This is a genomic window from Croceibacterium aestuarii (genome assembly GCF_030657335.1).
Lineage (GTDB): Bacteria > Pseudomonadota > Alphaproteobacteria > Sphingomonadales > Sphingomonadaceae > Croceibacterium_B > Croceibacterium_B aestuarii.
On the sequence record NZ_CP131039.1, the window covers coordinates 13,407 to 30,426 of the forward strand.

The window sequence follows — 17,020 nt, forward strand, 5'->3', positions numbered from 1 at the left end:
CTTCGGTCTCCTGCTCAAGCTGCATTGGCGAGATCGACATCGTCCTCGACTTCACAGGATAGGTGACCCCCAAGGTCAAGCAACATGCTGGCCGCTTCCTCGGCCTTGGCTGCGGCGGTCAGGATCGCGCGCTCGTCCGATTTGAGGATCTTAAGCCAGGATGCGATGTAGCTGGCGTGATGGTCGAGGTGGGTGACCGGAAGACCCAGTTCGGCCCCGAGAATGGCCGAGGACAGCTCGGCAACATATCCTGACAGTCCAGCCCCAATCCGGGGTTCGAGGAAGAAAACCATCGGCTGCCTCCAGCACTGCCCAAAAACCGCATCGGCCTCCCCCGAGGCGGGGGTGGGCGGCGAGAGCGACCGAAGAGGCCCGTTCGAGCGGCGGGCTGCACCCGCAGGGGCGAAATGAAATGGAGCAGCCCGGCGAAGCCGGGGCTTGCAGCCCGCCGTGGCGGGCCTAGCAGGGAGCGCCGACCACCTCCGCGTCGGAAGGGAGGCCCAAAAAGTAGCGCCGCCGCGTCAGCGGCGTCCGCAGATCAGGCGGGCGACAGCCCGCTATCGTCTTTCGCGACAGGCTGCCGCCCGCCCGCGGGCGAGCACTGGTGACGGATCGTGCGCGGCGTCGCCTAGAGCATGTAGCCGATATCCGAGGCGCCGGTCGGATAGGCAAACATGGTGGAGCGTAGATCGGCCGCGGTGAGGCCGTGGCGGATGGCCAGGCCGAAAAGGTTGATCACCTCGTCGGCGTTCGGCCCGACGAGATGCGCGCCGAGGACGAGGTCCGTCCGCTCGTCGATCAGAACTTTGTGGCCATAGACCGGCTCGGCGAGCCGGCGGGCGGTGAACCAGTCCGGCGTCGAGGCCGCGTTAACCCGGAACTTGAGGCCGCTGCGGCGCGCCGCCTCTTCCGAAAGCCCGACGGCGGCGATCGGCGGCACGGTGAAGGCGACGCTCGGAACACCGCGATAGTCGGGCTCGCGCGATGGACCTTGCAGGAGGTTCGCGGCGACGATCTTCGCGTCGTGGCTCGACACCGGGGTCAGGGGCGGCCCGACGCCGGCGGCGTCACCGGCGGCATAGACCCGCGGGTTGGAAATGCTGCGCAGATGCGCATCGAGCTGCAGTCGTCCGTCTTGCACCGCGACCTGCCCGGTGGACAGGTCGAGGCTGCCGAGATCGGGACGACGCCCGGCAGCATGAATGACGAGATCGCAGGCGACCTCCAGGTCCGGCGCTCCCTGGCGAGAGGCACGCACCTGCAGGCCGTCCCCGTTCCGCTCGACCCGTGTGACCGCGGTGCCGGTCTCGATGCGAATGCCGAGCGCCGTGAACCGCGGTGTGAGCCAGCCCACCAGGTCGGGATCGAAATGCGGCAGCAGCCGGCTAGCGCGCTGCAGGATCGTGACTTCGGCGCCGGCACGTGCGGCCAGATGCGAGAACTCCGCGGCGACATAGCCGCCGCCGATCAGCACGATCCGGCGCGGCAGCGTCTCCAGCTCGAGGAAAGCGTCGCTCGTGCTGACCAGCTCCTCGCCTGGAATGCCGAGCGGGATCGGCCCCGCGCCGGTTGCGATCAGGATATGCTGGGCCTGCAACGTCCGACCGTCGACCGCGACCGCGTCCGGGCTTGCGAAGCGCGCTAGCCCGTGGAAGGCGTCGACGCCCAGCTTGGCGTAGCGGCGTTCCTGCTTGGCGGGGACCGGATCGGTAAAGCTGCGCTTGAACGCCATCAGGCTAGGCCAATCGATCGCCAGGTCGCCGCCGACACCATGTCCGGCCATGCGAGCGGCGGCATCGATCGCCTCTTCGCCGCTGACCAGCATCTTCTTGGGATCGCAGCCCCGTAGCGCACAGGTGCCGCCGAACGGGCGGTGGTCGATGACGGCGACGGACCATCCGGCGGCGCGGACCTGGCCGATCGCGACCTGGGCGGCTGTTCCGCTGCCGATGACGATCAGGTCGTAATGGGCCATGGCAATATCCCTCCGAGCATCGGTGCAAAGATCGCGCGGCCGACCTGGAGGGCCTCGCGCAGGGTCAGGCGAATGCCGTCGCGGGCGGTCACGGAACCGTCCATACGCCAGGCTTCAAGATGATCGGCATGGCAGAAGAAAGCCTGCTGAGTGCAGAGCGAAGACGCTGCACAGCCGCCGGTGTAGCGATGACCGGACCAGACGAGAATCCCCTCGGGCACGACGTCGCCCAAGGTGCAGCCCCGGTCGTGGACATGGATCGCAAGCGAGCGCCGGCATTGGCGGCATGACGAGCGGATGAGGCTGGCGTGCGGTGCGATCGTGCAGATCCCCAGCGCGTCGAGGGCGCACATGGCTCCCATCGTGATACCCGCGGCCTCCACCTGATGCTCACTGGGAGCATCGGTGAAAGGATAGGCGCCGCTCACTCGGCCGTCGCCGTCGAGGACCACGAGATCGCGTCCGGCGAGCCGGTGGAGCGCTGCGGCCACGTCGCCGGGCGGGAGCGCAACCGCGGCAGCGATCTCCACCGGCGCCGGCGCGTGGCCCTGGGTGACATAGGCCCGGAGGATGGCACGCCGCACCTCGTCCTCGGTGCTGTCGATGCCATGCCACCTGCGGCCGATAAATGCCGCGAACAGCGCTGTCAGGGCCGAATGGGCGCTTGGCGCGGTGACCGCAGTCCAGTCCGGGACGACGGTGCCGTCGGGGAATGCAACCGTCGGTTCAGGGGCAGCGTCAGCGGGGGTGGCAAGCGTCACGGCTTGTCTTCAGCCGCAGCAGGACGCGCCCTTGCCCTCGATCTGGATCGGCGGACACGGAACGTCGCCATAGGAACAAAAGACGCAGCAATCGCCCTGCTTGGGCTTGAGGACCGCGCCGCAGCCCCGGCAGTCATAGAAAAACTGGCATGCGTTGGTCGGCATCGTCTCGGTCGCCTGATGTCCGCAGTGCGGACAGGTCAGGGTCGAGTGCAGCTCCGGAACGACGTCAGACATAGCTATAACCCGCCCAGAGCAGTGCCGCGCCGACCAATAGGCCGGCGAGAGTGAGGATGCGCGTCCAGCGCGGCGTGCACACGCCGTCCGGGCCGCAGCGCATGGCGGCGAGTTGCTGGCGCAATAGCAGCGCGGCGCCGGCGACGAGGCATAATGCGCCGATCACGAGGAGCGGCGTGCGATAGGGCGCGGAGACGACGGCCACGCCGCTGAGCCAGGCCGCGCCGATGCCGGCGGATGCCAAGAGGATCGGCAGTGCGCAGCAGGCAGCGACGCCGAACGCGGCGGCGATCCCCGCCAGGGTAAGCGCGGCGGTACTTATCCCCTTGGGCGGGCTTGGTGTCTGGGTCACGGGCGACTCCTTGTGGCGGGCATGCAGCTATCCTACCATCTGTAGCGACTACAGACTCAAGAGGTATTTTGAAGATGGCCGCAACCGCCGCGATCCAGATCGGCGAACTCTCGCGCCGTACCAGCTGCAACATCGAGACGATCCGCTATTACGAGCGGATCGGGCTGCTGCCCGTTCCGCCGCGGCGCGGCCGTTACCGCAGCTACGGTCGGGAGGACGTGGCTCGCCTGGGCTTCGTGCGCCGTGCGAGGGAGCTGGGCTTCACCCTTGACGAGGTGCGCGCCTTGCTCGGACTCGCGGCCGGCGGCCAGGCCTCCTGCACCGAAGTCCGCGAGCTCGCGGCGTCGCATCTGCAGGATGTGCGCGCGCGGATCGCGGACCTCAGGCGGATGGAACGGGTTCTGGCAGACTCGGTGCGAGCCTGCGATGCCGGTCAGGATCCGGGCTGTCCGCTGCTTGATGCGCTCGGCGCCGAGGTGCGGGCCGCGTGAGCGTCACGGCTGCTGGGCGTGCATCCAATCGGCCGCCGCCTGCGCCTTGCTGGCCGCAGTGAAGATCGCGCGGCTGTCGTTCTTCAGCACCTGAAGCCAGGAGGCGATATAGGCGGCATGATCGGGACGCGGATCGTGCGCGATGCCGAGGTCGGCAAGCAGGAACGAGGCGGTCAGCTCGGCGGTCGCTTCCTCCATCGCGAGCGCGTCCTTGGTCCACCTGGCGCTGAAATCCCGGTCGAGCCGATGCGCCGCGCCGCTGGCATGGGCACACTCGTGGATATGGGTGCCGTAGAATCCATGCGCGCTACGGAAGGTTGCGAAGTGCGGCATGTAGATGCGGTCTTCGCCGAGATGGTAATAGGCGCTGCTCGACCCGTAGACCGTGTCGATACCGAGCGCGGCGATGAAGGCCTCGGCGGCCGCAAGGCGCTCGCTCTCGGGCAGGACCGGCCCGGGCTCGGGCGCGTAGCCGTCGACCTGATCGGCGTTGAACAGGCTGAACGCCCGGGCGAAGAGCCGCCGTCCCTTGCCGCCATCTTCGTCATCCTGCTCGTCGTCGCGCCGGCTGATCTCCTTCCAGAGGACGCCGAGGCTGGCCTGCTCGCCCTTGCGGACCTGGGCGCCGCGGTCCTGCCACTGACGATAAGTGCCCCAGACCCCGCTCGCATAGCCGCCGCCATAGGCCGCCGCCCAGAGCGACACCGTGTTGATGCCGCGATAGGGCTTGCCGCTGGCGATGTTGGTCGGCCGGGTGACATCGGCGCCGCTGTGATGCCATGGCATGCGCCAGTTGCCCGTACCGGCTTCGATCGCTGCAAGGATCGCCTCGGTGACCCGAGTATAGACGTCGGCTCGTACCTGAGTTGGCATGATCTGAACTCCGCTTGCCCGTCGGGGGCCATCCCCGGCGGCGGAGCTCGACTAGCGCCGGGCACAAGCGCGGTTGCGCACCCGTAGGGCCGCAGCGAAGCGGAGGACGGCAACGCCGTTGCGCCAGCGCGCCGACCGGCGCAGAGCTTCCGCCGTCAGCCGGGGTTGGCCTCCGGCGGCGCGGGGCCGATGGCGTCGATCACGGTAGTGAGCCGGTTGATCTCGGTGGCGAGTGCATGGCGTTGAAGATCCGACAGACGTCGTTCGCGCAGCAATGCCCTGGCATCATCGGCCGCGCGTTCCCAAGCTGGCCTGTGACGGGCGGTGATGCAGGCGTTGGGACAGCGGGTCGGCTCGCACAGCGCCGTGAGCGGCTGCTTGGGATCGGGGGTGGTCACGCGCTTGAGGCAGAGCGCGGTGGCGGGATCGAAGAAGCAATCCGCGAGGAGGCCGACATGGAGGGTTCGCGCGACGCTGGCGAGCATGACACGTAGCCGGGAGCGGTCGGCGATCATGGCGGGCAAGGGCCCGAGCTGCACGGCCGCATCGTCGAGCGTCCGCGCGATGCGTGGTCCCGCCGGCCCCGCGAGTGAGGCACCGCCCTGCCGCCGGTCGAAATAGTCCAGCAGGTCGCCCTGCTGACCGAGCCGGCGCTGCGCCTCGACCTCGGCGCGAAACCCCGATGCGCTGGTTCCGGCATAGCCCTCGAAAGCGGCGACCGAGGCGTGCTTATACTGGATCATGCCGGCGATGGTGCCGAACGGACGGTTGGCGATGTGCCATGCGATGGTGCGGCGGAACTGCCGCGTCGTTATGCGCCACGGCTTGCCACCGGGTCCGGACGGGATGACCGGCACATCAGGGCTGCCGAAGGCAGCGTTGAGGTGGTCGCGGAAGGCGTTGAGTTGGCGGACCACCTCGCTCGACAGATGCGTCTTGGTGGCGGCGCCGGGGCGTAGCACCGGCCAGAGCGGATCGCTGCCGCTGGCGCGCGTCGGTCTTGCCGACAGGCGTTCAAGCACCGCTATCGCGTCTGCGACCGGCTCGATCGTCACCCAGCTCGCCGCCTCGCCCATGGTCGACCGACGCTTGTAGATGGTCGATCGAATGCGATGCCGCTCGACCAGGCCATCCTCGCTGCGCGCGATCGAGAGGCACCCCCGCCGCATCGCCTGCACCTCGCAGTCGCGCATGCCGGTGAGGTAAGCGCACACTATATAGGCGGCCGCCTGAAGCATCCGTTCCTCTTGTGCGAGCGTCTTCGCATCGAAGCGTGCGCGCCATGGCCGACCGCTATCGGGATCAATCGAGATCGGCGTGTCCATGCCGCCCACTTCGACGCCCAGGTCGGCGGCAGCGGCTTCGATCAGGGCGGAGACGCCCTTGGCGAGTCCGAAATGCATGGCCGGTTCCGCCTCAGCATCGACACCGGCATGAAGATGGAGAAGATGGACGTTGATCGGCGGCGTCGCTTCTCCGGTGCGGGGATCGGTGCGCGTGACGCCGTTATGCGCGGTCGTCCAGATCGGCACGCCGCGGCCTTGCCGGGCTCGACGCGCGATATGGCGCTCGAGGCGCGCGCGCTGCCGCAGGCGGCGCTCTACGCCAGGCAGTCCGCGCTCGGCGGCAAGCAGCCGGGCGCGGCGCGCCTCGAGCCGATCCAGCGCGGCCCGAGCCGATAGAATATCGTGCGCGAAGACGGTGACGTAGCGCAATGACCAGGCGAGCAGTGCGGCGATGACATCTTCCGGAAACCGCGGGGTACGGTTCTCAACGACGTGCCGATAGCCTGCGACGCGGGCGGGTGCCTGTCCGGCCCAGGGCTCAAACGCGAGGCCTCCGCCAGCGAGGCGGTCACGATAGTGATAGAGATCGGAGACCACTTCGAGGAGGTGGCCGACTATGACGGGTCGCCGGGCAGAATCGTGGCGAAGATGCCTGGCATAGGCATCGGCCAGCGCCTGATCGATGCGGCCAAGGTCGAGCCCTCCAAGCGTCAGGCGCGCGAAGGCGAAGAACCGGCGTGCGCGGTTGAATGCCTGGCGGATGCTCGCCGGCGGCAGCTTCGGGCGGTAGCCGGGAAGATCGACGTTGAGGCGGGCGTAGAGATAGGCACGCATCGCCGCCTGCACATCGGCATGTTCGAGCACGTCGAAATGCACGGTGACATGGCAGCGCCGCGCGTTCTCGCGGAACACGGCGGGACCGAGATCCCAGCTTGAGTCGCCGACCCGCGACAGCTCTTCGCGGGCGTGGCCCGCCTTGAGCGGCGCAGTGGCCAGCACGGGCCGATCGTCGAACGCGGGTGCGCGGGCATGGGCGGGCGTGATCATGCGCGTGCTTCCGGCGGCAGATAGAGCCGCTCGCTCTCCATCTGCCAGCGCGCATCGGCGATAACGGCATCGGAGAAGACCGGCAGGACCTGGGTCGTGATGCGGGAATGGACGCGGCCGAACTTGGCCGCCCAGTCGCTCGCCGGGAGGCTCGGTCGCTGCTCTTCGACGAACGCGAGGAAGGCGAGGATCGCGGGAAGCTTGCGCGCGGTGATGACGGCGTTGGGGCAATCGAGGCAGCCCCAGAAGGGCTGCGCGCAGGGTGAGCCGGCCTCGGAGAAGGGGCTGCTATGGAAGCCCGAGCAGGCGGCGAGCCAGACATCCTGTTCGCCGTCGAGCAACGGCCCCACCGTATCGGCCGACATCAACGGCGCCGCCTGCTCGGGCGCTTCGCGCAGCGCCTGCTCGGCCGTGGGCGCGAGGACGGTCGGCATCGCGGCGGCGACCGCCTCGCGAAAGGCATCGGCGACGGCCGCCTCGTGCAGGGGCCGGAGCGACGGCAGGTCGGCATAATGGCGCGCCGCGACCTCGCGCGTGTGACCGACCGCGAAGCGGGCCATGTGCCCCTCGGTCTTGGTGTACCACAGCGCCTTGTGGGTCTTGCGCAGCCGGGAAAGCAGCAGATGCAGCGGCTTGCCGTTATCGTCGACAATGCCACAGCGGCGAGCCCAGGCGGGGAGCGGATACTTGAGGTCGACTATGCCGGCGCGAAGGCCGCCGACGTTGTGATAGGCCCACAGGCAATCGCCGGGCAGGTGCTCGCGGGCAGCCGCCGTGGCGTCGATCAGGCGGCGGATCAGCCCGCCCGGCGTGCCGCCACCGCCGTCGCGGATGCGCATGCTCTTGTGCTCGGCGCCGCGAGCCCGGCGCTTCAGATAGCGCAGCTCCACCGTGCCGGCATGGGCATTGGCGAGACAGTCTACGGTCAGCGTCTTCAGGCACTCGGGCTCAAGGCCCGTCTCAAGCGTGAGCAGCACGAGCAGCGCCGGCAGGTCGCGCGCGAGCAGATGATGCCGGCCATGCAGGTCGTCGATGAGCGTCGCGGTTGGCAGGTTGCGGCGCATGCGCATGAAATAAAGGCTCTTCAGCTCGGGCTGGTCTGCGACGATAAAGCCCTGCCGCGCGATGATCGCTTCGACATCGGCGCGGGCGGCGGTGATGGCCGGATCACCCTCGTCGGTCCGATCGTCGGCGCCGAGACGGCGGAACATCGCTTCGACATCGGCTCGCGCCGCGTCGCGCAGCGCGCGGGCGACGAAGGGGCTGTAGGCATCGCGCGGGGTCGAGCGGCCCGCCGAAGTGGCCAGCGTGTAGCGCAGCCGCTCATGCAGCTCGGGTGCGATCCGATCGGGCCGGTCTGCTTCGATCGCGCGCAGTGTGTTGATGATCTTGCTGACCGTCATGTGACGGTGGATCGCGCCCATCCCACGCCGTTCGAGCGCGGATGCGAAACCATCGATATGGACCGCGCGCAGGTCGCTGACGCCAACCACCTTCAGTCCTTCGTCGGCAAGCCAGGCGAAGAAGTGACGATAGACCTGGACATACTGCTTGATGACGCTGGCCGCACCGATCGGTCCCCCGAGCGCGGCCGACCGACGCAGCGCACCGGCAAAGGCGATGGCGAGCGGGCGAGGATCGAGCGCGGTCATATCGACCAGGACCGTCCCGCCATGCCGCGCCTCGATGGTGAACTTGAGGCCGAACACCGGATCGGGCTGCGGTCGCTCCGGCGTGATGGGCGCGAAGGCGACAGGCCGGCCCTTGCGGGGACGCTCGCTCATGCGCCCTGCGGTCCCGGCAACAGCGCCAGCAGCTCCTCGACGGCCGCATCCACCGTATCGGCGCGGGTCGCGATATGGTCGAGATAGACATAGGTGGTGGCGAGGCTCGCGTGGCCGAGCAGGCGTTGCACCTGTTGCAGCGGGTCGCCCAGGATCAGCCGATAGGTCTCCACCGGCCCCACCGGCAGTGCGGCCTCGCGCAGTCGCTGCTGGATCAGCAGAGCGAGCATATGGACTGCGAAGGTGTGGCGAAGCTGGTGCGGGCTGATCGACAGCGGGAAGCCGTTCTCCTCGCACCGCTTGCAGGCCCGGGTGAAGATCACCTCCCACGAGTTGGGGCGGACAGGCTGCCCGACCTCGGTCAGCCATAGCGCCACCGGCTCGCGGGGCGTTCCATCCTCGTCGCACAGGATCAGGCGGCATCGTTCCTCCGGGGTGCAGACATCGCGCATGCGGTCGAGACCGGCGCGGGTGACGTGGATCGGTCGCTCGAACCTGGCCGCACCGTCGCGCGCGGCGAACTTGGTCACGCCCGCGGCGCGCTCGACGGCGACATAGGCGGTGATCTGACGAAGGAGCCGGCGCGGGACCAGGACGCTGCGTCCGCGGTCGCCCTTGGTGAGCGGCGGCGGCAGGCGCAGCCAAAGCTGCTGAGCCTGATCGTGGTCGTGATCGATGGCCGCAAGCTCATCGGCGAGCAGGCCCGACGCCTCTTCGAGACGCAGGCCGGTTGTGACGAGAAGATCGGCGAACAGCGCGTTGCGCAGCCCGTTGCGATCGCGAGCGCCGGGGCGTTCCGTACCGTCAAGGGCGAGGCCGCGCAGACCGACGTCGCGGAAAATGCGGTAGTCGTCCATCGTGACGAACCGCACATCCGATCGCTTGGCAGTGCGTTCATAGGCGTCGTTGCGCGCGGCGATCATGCCCCGACGCCCCCCATGCGCCGGTCGCCATATAGCGCGCCGACTGAACGGCGCTTCGGCAATCAGCCCTTGGCTCTTACCCCAGCGGTAGAGGCGATCGAGGCTGGCGACTGCCCGGTTCCAGCTTGCCGCGCTGATCCGCTGGGCGGCGTCGCCGCGCCGCCGCGCGCGGTGATAGGCGGTCACATCGTCGCGGGCCGCGTCCCATATCGTCGTGCCGCAGGCATCGAGGAAGCGAAGCCACACCGCAACGTCATAGGCGTAGGCGCGCAGCGAATGGCGCGAGCGGATCCCCGCTAGCGGCAGGTCGACAAAGAAGCGGTCGAGATCGGGATCATAGAGAGCGTCTCCCCGCAGGATCAGCGGCACATGCGCGTCGAGCCCCCTGGCGTCGCGGCGCTCGCAAACGGTAATGATCGACACCGGCACGAAACCCTCCCCCCCGGACCCCCCACCCGGAAGCTGACCTCACACCGATGCGCCCTATGGCCCGGCAGTTATCAGGCTGGCCTCCGCCAGCTCTTGGGTCAGCGCTACGGCCAGCCTGATAACTGCCTACCGTGGGCGTCCATCGCCGACCTTACTGCAATGTTGCGGGCGGCGCAGACTGTCCAGATAAGGCGATGAGTTCCTCGGCGGCATAGGCCTCACTGCCAAAGCGGTTCTTAAGATCGCGATCGAGCCGCGAGGAATGTCCGGTCCAGTGCGACAGCTCGTGCGCGAGTGTCGCGTAGTAGTGGTCATAGGCTTCAAAAAGCTCGACCGACGGCATGGTGACCCGGTCGCGCAGCGGCTCGTAATAGGCCTGCGCGCCATGATGGCGCAGCTCTACGCCCACCTTGCCGAAGAAGGCATCAAGCCGGTCTTCGCGCCCTTTGGGCTCCAGCGCGGCAACCAATGGCTTGGGATGGTGGAATTCAGGGAGGCCATCGCACTGGTCGGCGTTGAACACGGCATAGGCCTTGAGCACACGCCGGTTCTCGGTATCCGCTTCGCCTTCGGCGTTTTCGACTTCCTTGGTGTAGCTCTTGTAGAAGATCGCGATGGTCGATTTCTCACCCTTGCGGACCTGGCCGCCGAGCTTCTGGCACTGGTGGTAGGTCATCCAGTAGGGCGAGGCGTAGCCAAAGCCATCGGCCACCATCCAAAGCCAGAAGGTGTTCATGCCGCGATAGGGCGTCCCGCAGGAACGCAAGGGCCGCGAAGCCGGCACGCCGCGCCACGGCTTGACCCAAGGTTTGGTGCCTTGCTCGAGTTTTTCGATGATGGCGGCGGTGATGCGCGCGGCAGGCGAAGTCGATGCAGTGCGGCGGGACTTAGTCATGGAAGGTCTCCTGATCGCCGGGACGGACATGTCCCGGTTCAGGAAGTGCAAAGCTCCCTCCTCTCTCTTTTAAAGGCGACGGCTATGCGCCCTATTTTCTGCCGTTCTGCTTGAACGCATCGGGTCCCAAAAGCTGCCGCTGAGAGCATGCCGCTATGTGCTCGAGGTCAGCAGGCGCGCTCGTCCGTCGGAAATATGAAAGCGTATCCAGCCATCTCGTCGAGTGGTGATGACGCGGCGCAGCGTCCCGTTGTGTTCGATGCCGCGTGCACGGTGCCGATATAGCGCGATGGTTTCTTGCGTTGCGTGCTGGATACCGCAGTCCGAGACCACAAAGATGTCTGGTTGTAGACCGGTCCATTCGAACAACTCGGGACAGTACCCATTGTAGCGACCGTGGTGCGACGCCACAAAGACGTTAATGTCGTGCATTTCTCGGCGAAAGTCAGATCGATCAAGAAGGCGCGGCCAACCTTCCCTCTCCATGTCACCGCCGTACAATATCGAGAAGCCCGGTATGCCTAGCCGGCTCGGCCAGCGCATCATCAGCACCAGGCTGAGGTTGTTCTCGTCTTCGAAATCGTAAGGATAACTGTTCCAGAATATCCTGCATGTCATCCCATCGAAGGCGGCAAGTGAACCCGCTGGCTGGTTGAAATGCATTGTCATGTCGGCGAGCGCTGCGATGCCGGCGCCCATGCCCCCAGATGCCTTTAATCGGTAGAGTTCGTTGCCCGAGACTGTTGGGTTGCGGGTGAGGCAGCCAATGTCGACGGTCTCCAGCAGCCGAGGTAAATCGCTAGCATGGTCTTCGTCGCAGTTGGTAATTACAAGTTCGTCGAGCCAACGGACTCCACGACGAGCCAACATTTCAGAAGGTCGCCAACCCGTACCTCCATTGTGCCCACAGTCGATCGACATGTGCGCGCCGGAGTCGCTTGAGATCAACGAACATTGGCCATGCGCGACGTTGAAGATTTCAAGGGTCGCCACCGCTGCTGTTCCTGACGGGATCGCCGACTGCCTGTTCGCGCGACGACCAGTATTGCTTGACCAGTGCCCGGGTTACTTGTTCACCGCGTTTGGAGAGACGGTCGATCCATTCCTCGGGCATGGCTGAAAAGTCGGTCGGATAATCTGCAACGTCCTCCGCGGTGACGAGATCGGCCGGGGCGTGAGTGAGCAGGCTGTCCTTCTGATCGATATAGGGGAGAAGGAATGTCTCGATCCCCCCCCCCACGCTGGAGATCATAGAGCCGGTTCATGGCGAAGTTCTGAGCGCGTGCATGAACACTTTCGAAAGCGGCTTTTAGCCTTGAGACCATAAATGCAGGGCGCGCGGCGTGTTTGAGCCCATACCCAGCGCGGCACGCGATAATGCGCGGATAGTCCGCGACGTGAAGACTGATGGTTGGGTCTCGCCCGGGCCAAAGCGGCGCGAGGGCGAGGTTGTCATACACGCCCCCGTCCGTGAGGATCACTCGGTGGCATTCGGCGACATCGTTCTTGGTGAACGTGAGCACTTCGTCGAGCGGCGGTAGCGCCGCCGGATAGGCGGCCGACGCTGAGACCGCGTGCGCGATCTCCATGTCTTCGGGCGCTGTAGAGCCGAAGTGCCACGATCCGACGGCATCGGCCGCGAAGTAGAACGCCGATTTGGTCTGAAGCTCGCAAGCGACGATGATGAGCTTCGGTCGATCCTTCCGCAGGCTCGGCAAAGTCTGATGAGCGAAAACCTGGCTGAACACCTTCCGCAATATTGTCGTACGGCTGGCGCTCCGGCGGATCGAAGATTGCGCCAACCAACTGCTTTTGAACCGCTTGCGAAGCCGGAGACCTCCAAGCACGCGGCACACAACGAATGCCAACAGACGATCAGTGCCAACCGCTGCAAAATTCGCGAGCGCCTTCAATCCCTCGAAAGATGACACCGCTTGCAAGATGGCTGGGCGCAAGAATCCACGCTTAAGTAGCCGTTGAGTCTTCGCTTCGAAGGTTGCGAAATCCCCCGGCGTTTGGCAGTAGAGGGCGGCGAGGACGCTGCCGCCCGACACCGCTGAAATCGTAGCGACTTGGTCTAGCAAGCCTTCGTCATGAAGGGCGCGCAGGCACCCAAGATGGAACGCCATTGCCCGGGACCCACCGCCTGAAAGCGCAAGGCCGATGTCCGGTCGGGTCCCAACGGTCGGATCAGCCTGCGGCATGGTCGATAGTCCCTTCGCCGCTTATGCAGCCCGACCAGCCAACCCTGAACCAAGTATCGACTTCACCGCATATGAACATGGCGTAGGGTGAACCGGTTGGCTCGAGATGGGCTTGAAGATAAGCGAATACTTCTTCGTCATCGCCGCTCGGTCGGGCGCTCGCGCCCTTTGGATGGCTATGCCATTCGCCGACATATTGGATGGTTCCTGCCGAGCGTAGATGGATTGCATCGACCTGCGGCTTAAGATCCTTCGCGCCGCGCTCGAAGTATGTCGGTGACTGCCGACTGTCGGGCGGAGCGGGAAGCGCGTCTAGGACGTGAAGCACACTGCGGGAGAGGTCGAAGGAACCGAGAAGAACCCCGCCTGTTTCGTTCGGCGCCGCTCGTTCTCTCAGCGTTCGCATCGCTGCTACCGCATTTTGAGAGACCGAGACCCGAAAGTCCGCCAGCGCATGACGCGAGACCTGCGACACCGTGACACTGAAAGGCAAGACCAACCCATTTTCCGGATTGAGTCTCCAAAGGTGGAGCCGCGACCGATCGGCGTCGGACAGAATTGAGACCAGTTGGCCGGCAGCAATTCCGCTTAGGGTCTGAACCTGCCAGGGAGGCAGGGGCCTAGTGAGATCTTGGCAGGCATTCGCATAGCGCAGCATGTCGAGACGAGCACTGCCGAGATGTTTCATCAAGGGGCGACAGGTTCCCGCAGCGAGAAAATACTGCGCTTCGATCTCGTCGATACGTACGCTGCGATTCCCATCCTCGGCGAGAAGCACGAGGTCGCATCCGTCGGGATTGAAAAAGAGGCTGGCAACCCGCGCTGCGGGTTCGGCATCGGCAAGGTAGCCAAGCGCTGCCGGAGAAGCGCTGAAATCGACCGTGAGGTCGGCTTCTGCGAGCGCCTCATCGATGGCGGCGCGCTCGTTGCCGGAATCGAGTATGTTTGCGATAATGGCTTTGCAGCCGTCTTCGTCGAGGATGGCATCGAGCAAAGCGCGCTGAGTCTCTGCTTTCGGCCAGCCTATCATATCGTTGGTTTGGACCTGCCGCACGAGATTGTGCGGCAGCAACACGTCGTCGTCGATGACAGTCCAAGTACCAAGCCCGGCCCGGGTGGTATTCGCCATGACATGCGAGCCGATCGCGCCGGCACCAATCCCCACGAGCTTAAAATCGCGTTCGGCGGCGTTTCCTGAATAGAGTCGCGCGAGGCCGCGATCGATGCGATTGACGACTCGCCAGCCATGGAGTTTGATCGCTGACAAATCGGGTTCGGCACCGCCCAGGAGGACGCCCAATGCACCTTCTGGAGTGCGTTCGGCTCGCCCAATTAGCACGCTGAGCTCGTGCAGTCTTACGTTTGGCGAGAAGGCTATGACCTCGAACGCTTCGACCTCAGCCTCAGCCGAGCTCTTTTTTGGGATGGTGATTAGCAGGACAGCCATCGCGTCATTGCCGGCCATCCGACCGACTATCCAATCGCCGAGCTTCTTGGAGATGTCTGTGCCCATCGGCTCTAGAAGATCCCGGAGCTCGCCGAGTGTCGTCGGCCGCGCGTGGAGCGCGCCGTGCAAGCCCTAAGGCGCTGCGCACCGGAGCCTATATTAGAACCGCGAACATGCCGCCAGTCGAGGTGCCAAGTAGGTCATTGGCCGCTCAAACGCATCTGCTGGAAAACGGCAAGGGTAAAGCCGAGCATGATGCTCTTGGGTGGCTAAACGAGCCGTGCATCGAAGAAACCTTTGTCTCAGAGCGCTATGACACGATCTACACACTGTTGCATCTCGGCCCTGCTCCATCCTGGAGCGGGCATGGAAGCGACACCGAGGAGGACAGTTTTGACCGTATGACAAGCCGAACACCTGGATCTTCTTGGCTTGGTTAGAATTGCTGAAGGGGAAAGTTCTCTGACCGATGACCGCTATCGCGTCAGTTTTCTCGAAACCGGATTGACCGCTTCCGGCCCATACTTTGTGGCGCTCGGCCACATCCCGCGACCGAACAGATTGCGAGGATCGATCGCACGCTCGGGCACTGGAAACCCATAGAGCTTCCGCTGGACCGCCCAATCGGTAGGCACGTTGGAATTCAGCAACACTTTCCTGTTGAGGCCGGGCGGCTGCGTACCATCGAAAACCGCGGTGACGATGTCCGGAGCTAGATAATTCAGCCGAACCAGACGTGCGAACTGCGCCGTGCGGCAACCCTGGATCTTTGCTAGCGCGTCGATGTCGAGCTCGCGGTTCTCTTCGACGAGACTTTGCGCTTTTCTGGCGCTGCGAATGAGATCGACAAGCTTCTTATCGGGTGTCCCCGTGCACGAAGCTTGTCGCGGGTTGATATGCAGGGATGGCCAGCGCTCCGCAGTCACTGCCCTTACGGCGACAGCATGATCGTAGCGGGCATCGCTGCACGACCAGTTCGATGGACGTCCGCGGAAACTCATTTCGCTTTTCCACTCGAGATAACGACGCACCTCCAGCATACGAAACTCGATTGAGACCTGATTCTCGCCAAGCTCCACGCGATGCGCGATCGCCTTGAATAGCTCGTTCAGATCCGGTTTCGCGGTCGCCATCAGTCGGTCGGAGGCCGCTTGTCCTTTGGCAGCCAATGTCTCCAAATCTTCGCCGAACATACCCAGCCCTTTGAGGGCCTTTCTGAGCGCGATCCGATCGCACAGGAATTCTGCGACAGCCGCCAGGACCACCGCATCGAGCTCGTCGGCGCTCGAACGGTACTGCCGAAGAAACAGCTTCTGCGACCAGATGGCGTTGCTCGAGACGTAGGTCTTGTAGAACTTGCCCCAATGCCATTTCAGGTCGAGCCGCATATGGCGTCCGAGATCGTCCCAAAGCAGGCCTGCGAGGAAGTGGTCAGTATCGCGATTGTTCGGCTTACGCTTCTTGCGCTCATTACAGATCGCCTGCGCCTCCTCCCAGACTTCTCGCGATATGAGCGGCTCGTGCTCGCCGGGATAGGTGCGATCGTGTCCTCGGATTTCGCCCACATACATGGGGTTCTGAACGATGCCGTAGACTGTACTAGGTGATATCGGCGTTCCCCCGCGCGGCTTGCCCCGCGGCGAATACTTGACCGAGCTGTGAAGACCCCGTTCGCGAACGGCCGTCATGACTCGCGTGTATCGCCGTGTCCGCAGAAACTCGTCGAAGATAAACCGGACGATCTCAGCTTCTGGCTCGTCGACCCTTAATCCCTCAGGAGTGGCAACATAGCCGAACGGCGGCAAACCACCGTGCATCTTCCCGTGCCGCTTGCGCGTGCGGATGCTGTCGCGCACCCTTTCCGCGATAAGCTCGCGTTCGAATTGGGAGAAGGTAAGCAGCACATTGAGGATCATCCGGCCCATGCTGTCGGAAGTATCGAAAGCCTGTGAGATGGAGACCAGAGCGATGTTGCGGCGATCGAAGATTTCGATCATTCGAACGAAATCGGCGAGGCTCCGGGTCAGCCGGTCGATCTTGTATACCACGACAACGTCGATCTCTCCCGCTTCGATATCCCGCATGAGCTGCGAGAGCGCAGGGCGATCCATTCCGCTCCCCGAATGGCCACCATCGTCGTATCGGTTCGGCAGCTCGACCCATCCCTTGTACTGCTGACTCTTGACATAGGCGCTACTAATTTCGCGCTGCGTAACCAGTGAATTGATATCGTGTTCGAGGCGCTGGTTAGTGCTTTTGCGTGTGTAAATTGCGCACCGTTTGAACGGTGCGATAGCTTCGATATCCATGGGCAAT

General features: G+C 64.9%; 15 protein-coding genes and 1 pseudogene. 1 reads left to right on the forward strand and 15 read right to left on the reverse strand.

Annotated features, from left to right (window positions below; all coding sequences use genetic code 11):
• Positions 1 to 14: 14 nt before the first annotated feature.
• From Q7I88_RS00075 to Q7I88_RS00095, 5 genes are all read right to left on the reverse strand, one after another.
• A complete protein-coding gene (locus Q7I88_RS00075) occupies positions 15 to 293 on the reverse strand; it encodes a zincin-like metallopeptidase domain-containing protein (RefSeq protein ID WP_305097015.1) in 279 nt (92 codons plus the stop codon).
• A gap of 335 nt (positions 294 to 628) precedes the next feature.
• Complete coding sequence (locus Q7I88_RS00080; protein WP_039574902.1) at positions 629 to 1,975, reverse strand: dihydrolipoyl dehydrogenase family protein; 1,347 nt, start codon at positions 1,973 to 1,975, stop codon at positions 629 to 631.
• Entirely contained in the window at positions 1,957 to 2,736 is a 780-nt protein-coding gene (gene merB / locus Q7I88_RS00085; protein WP_025549114.1) for an organomercurial lyase, read from the reverse strand. The genes Q7I88_RS00080 and merB overlap by 19 nt, the downstream gene beginning before the upstream one ends.
• A 9-nt stretch (positions 2,737 to 2,745) precedes the next feature.
• On the reverse strand, positions 2,746 to 2,973 hold the full coding sequence (locus Q7I88_RS00090) for a GDCCVxC domain-containing (seleno)protein (RefSeq protein ID WP_025549113.1): 228 nt from the start codon (positions 2,971 to 2,973) through the stop codon (positions 2,746 to 2,748).
• Positions 2,966 to 3,325, reverse strand: a complete 360-nt coding sequence (locus Q7I88_RS00095) for a hypothetical protein (protein WP_017184393.1) — start codon at positions 3,323 to 3,325, stop codon at positions 2,966 to 2,968. Before Q7I88_RS00095 ends, Q7I88_RS00090 begins: the two co-directional genes overlap by 8 nt.
• 74 nt (positions 3,326 to 3,399) lie before the next feature.
• On the opposite strand from Q7I88_RS00095, the gene Q7I88_RS00100 reads away from it, so the two are divergent.
• Positions 3,400 to 3,816 carry a MerR family transcriptional regulator gene (locus Q7I88_RS00100; RefSeq protein ID WP_017184392.1) on the forward strand — a complete coding sequence of 139 codons (417 nt, stop codon included), beginning with the start codon at positions 3,400 to 3,402 and terminating at the stop codon, positions 3,814 to 3,816.
• A 3-nt stretch (positions 3,817 to 3,819) separates the two neighbouring features.
• Here the strand turns inward: Q7I88_RS00100 and Q7I88_RS00105 are convergent, their stop codons facing one another.
• The 10 genes and pseudogenes from Q7I88_RS00105 to Q7I88_RS00150 all read right to left on the reverse strand — a co-directional run bounded on the left by Q7I88_RS00105 (position 3,820) and on the right by Q7I88_RS00150 (position 17,013).
• Entirely contained in the window at positions 3,820 to 4,689 is an 870-nt protein-coding gene (locus Q7I88_RS00105) for an ArdC family protein (RefSeq protein ID WP_017184391.1), read from the reverse strand.
• 155 nt (positions 4,690 to 4,844) lie between these two features.
• A complete protein-coding gene (locus Q7I88_RS00110) occupies positions 4,845 to 7,022 on the reverse strand; it encodes an integrase (protein ID WP_305097016.1) in 2,178 nt (725 codons plus the stop codon).
• Positions 7,019 to 8,806 (reverse strand): hypothetical protein, encoded by a 1,788-nt coding sequence (locus Q7I88_RS00115; RefSeq protein ID WP_205499360.1) that lies wholly within the window; start codon positions 8,804 to 8,806, stop codon positions 7,019 to 7,021. Before Q7I88_RS00115 ends, Q7I88_RS00110 begins: the two co-directional genes overlap by 4 nt.
• The gene (locus Q7I88_RS00120; protein WP_039577820.1) at positions 8,803 to 10,152 is read right to left on the reverse strand and encodes a tyrosine-type recombinase/integrase; all 1,350 of its coding nucleotides are present in this window, start codon (positions 10,150 to 10,152) and stop codon (positions 8,803 to 8,805) included. The genes Q7I88_RS00115 and Q7I88_RS00120 overlap by 4 nt, the downstream gene beginning before the upstream one ends.
• Before the next feature lie 157 nt (positions 10,153 to 10,309).
• Positions 10,310 to 11,104 carry an ArdC family protein gene (locus Q7I88_RS00125; protein ID WP_305097017.1) on the reverse strand — a complete coding sequence of 265 codons (795 nt, stop codon included), beginning with the start codon at positions 11,102 to 11,104 and terminating at the stop codon, positions 10,310 to 10,312.
• A gap of 102 nt (positions 11,105 to 11,206) precedes the next feature.
• A complete protein-coding gene (locus Q7I88_RS00130) occupies positions 11,207 to 12,046 on the reverse strand; it encodes a ComEC/Rec2 family competence protein (protein WP_305097018.1) in 840 nt (279 codons plus the stop codon).
• Positions 12,033 to 12,305, reverse strand: coding sequence for a hypothetical protein (locus Q7I88_RS00135; RefSeq protein ID WP_305097019.1), 273 nt, complete (start codon positions 12,303 to 12,305; stop codon positions 12,033 to 12,035). Before Q7I88_RS00135 ends, Q7I88_RS00130 begins: the two co-directional genes overlap by 14 nt.
• Before the next feature lie 235 nt (positions 12,306 to 12,540).
• Positions 12,541 to 13,257: pseudogene (locus Q7I88_RS16515) on the reverse strand (patatin-like phospholipase family protein); the annotation flags it as partial.
• Entirely contained in the window at positions 13,244 to 14,833 is a 1,590-nt protein-coding gene (gene cap2-3 / locus Q7I88_RS00145) for an anti-phage 6A-MBL system cap2_3 protein (protein ID WP_500786076.1), read from the reverse strand. The pseudogene Q7I88_RS16515 and the gene cap2-3, both read right to left, overlap by 14 nt.
• Before the next feature lie 347 nt (positions 14,834 to 15,180).
• Complete coding sequence (locus Q7I88_RS00150; protein WP_305097022.1) at positions 15,181 to 17,013, reverse strand: recombinase family protein; 1,833 nt, start codon at positions 17,011 to 17,013, stop codon at positions 15,181 to 15,183.
• Between the last annotated feature and the right edge of the window lie 7 nt (positions 17,014 to 17,020).

What these genes read in the sequence shown, in the direction of transcription:
- Q7I88_RS00075 (WP_305097015.1), bottom strand. Translation starts at nt 293, where the DNA reads ATGGTTTTCTTCCTCGAACCCCGGATTGGGGCTGGACTGTCAGGATAT.
- Q7I88_RS00080 (WP_039574902.1), bottom strand. Translation starts at nt 1,975, where the DNA reads ATGGCCCATTACGACCTGATCGTCATCGGCAGCGGAACAGCCGCCCAG.
- Q7I88_RS00090 (WP_025549113.1), bottom strand. Translation starts at nt 2,973, where the DNA reads ATGTCTGACGTCGTTCCGGAGCTGCACTCGACCCTGACCTGTCCGCAC.
- Q7I88_RS00100 (WP_017184392.1), top strand. Translation starts at nt 3,400, where the DNA reads ATGGCCGCAACCGCCGCGATCCAGATCGGCGAACTCTCGCGCCGTACC.
- Q7I88_RS00105 (WP_017184391.1), bottom strand. Translation starts at nt 4,689, where the DNA reads ATGCCAACTCAGGTACGAGCCGACGTCTATACTCGGGTCACCGAGGCG.
- Q7I88_RS00110 (WP_305097016.1), bottom strand. Translation starts at nt 7,022, where the DNA reads ATGATCACGCCCGCCCATGCCCGCGCACCCGCGTTCGACGATCGGCCC.
- Q7I88_RS00115 (WP_205499360.1), bottom strand. Translation starts at nt 8,806, where the DNA reads ATGAGCGAGCGTCCCCGCAAGGGCCGGCCTGTCGCCTTCGCGCCCATC.
- Q7I88_RS00135 (WP_305097019.1), bottom strand. Translation starts at nt 12,305, where the DNA reads ATGATCTCCAGCGTGGGGGGGGGGATCGAGACATTCCTTCTCCCCTAT.
- Q7I88_RS00150 (WP_305097022.1), bottom strand. Translation starts at nt 17,013, where the DNA reads ATGGATATCGAAGCTATCGCACCGTTCAAACGGTGCGCAATTTACACA.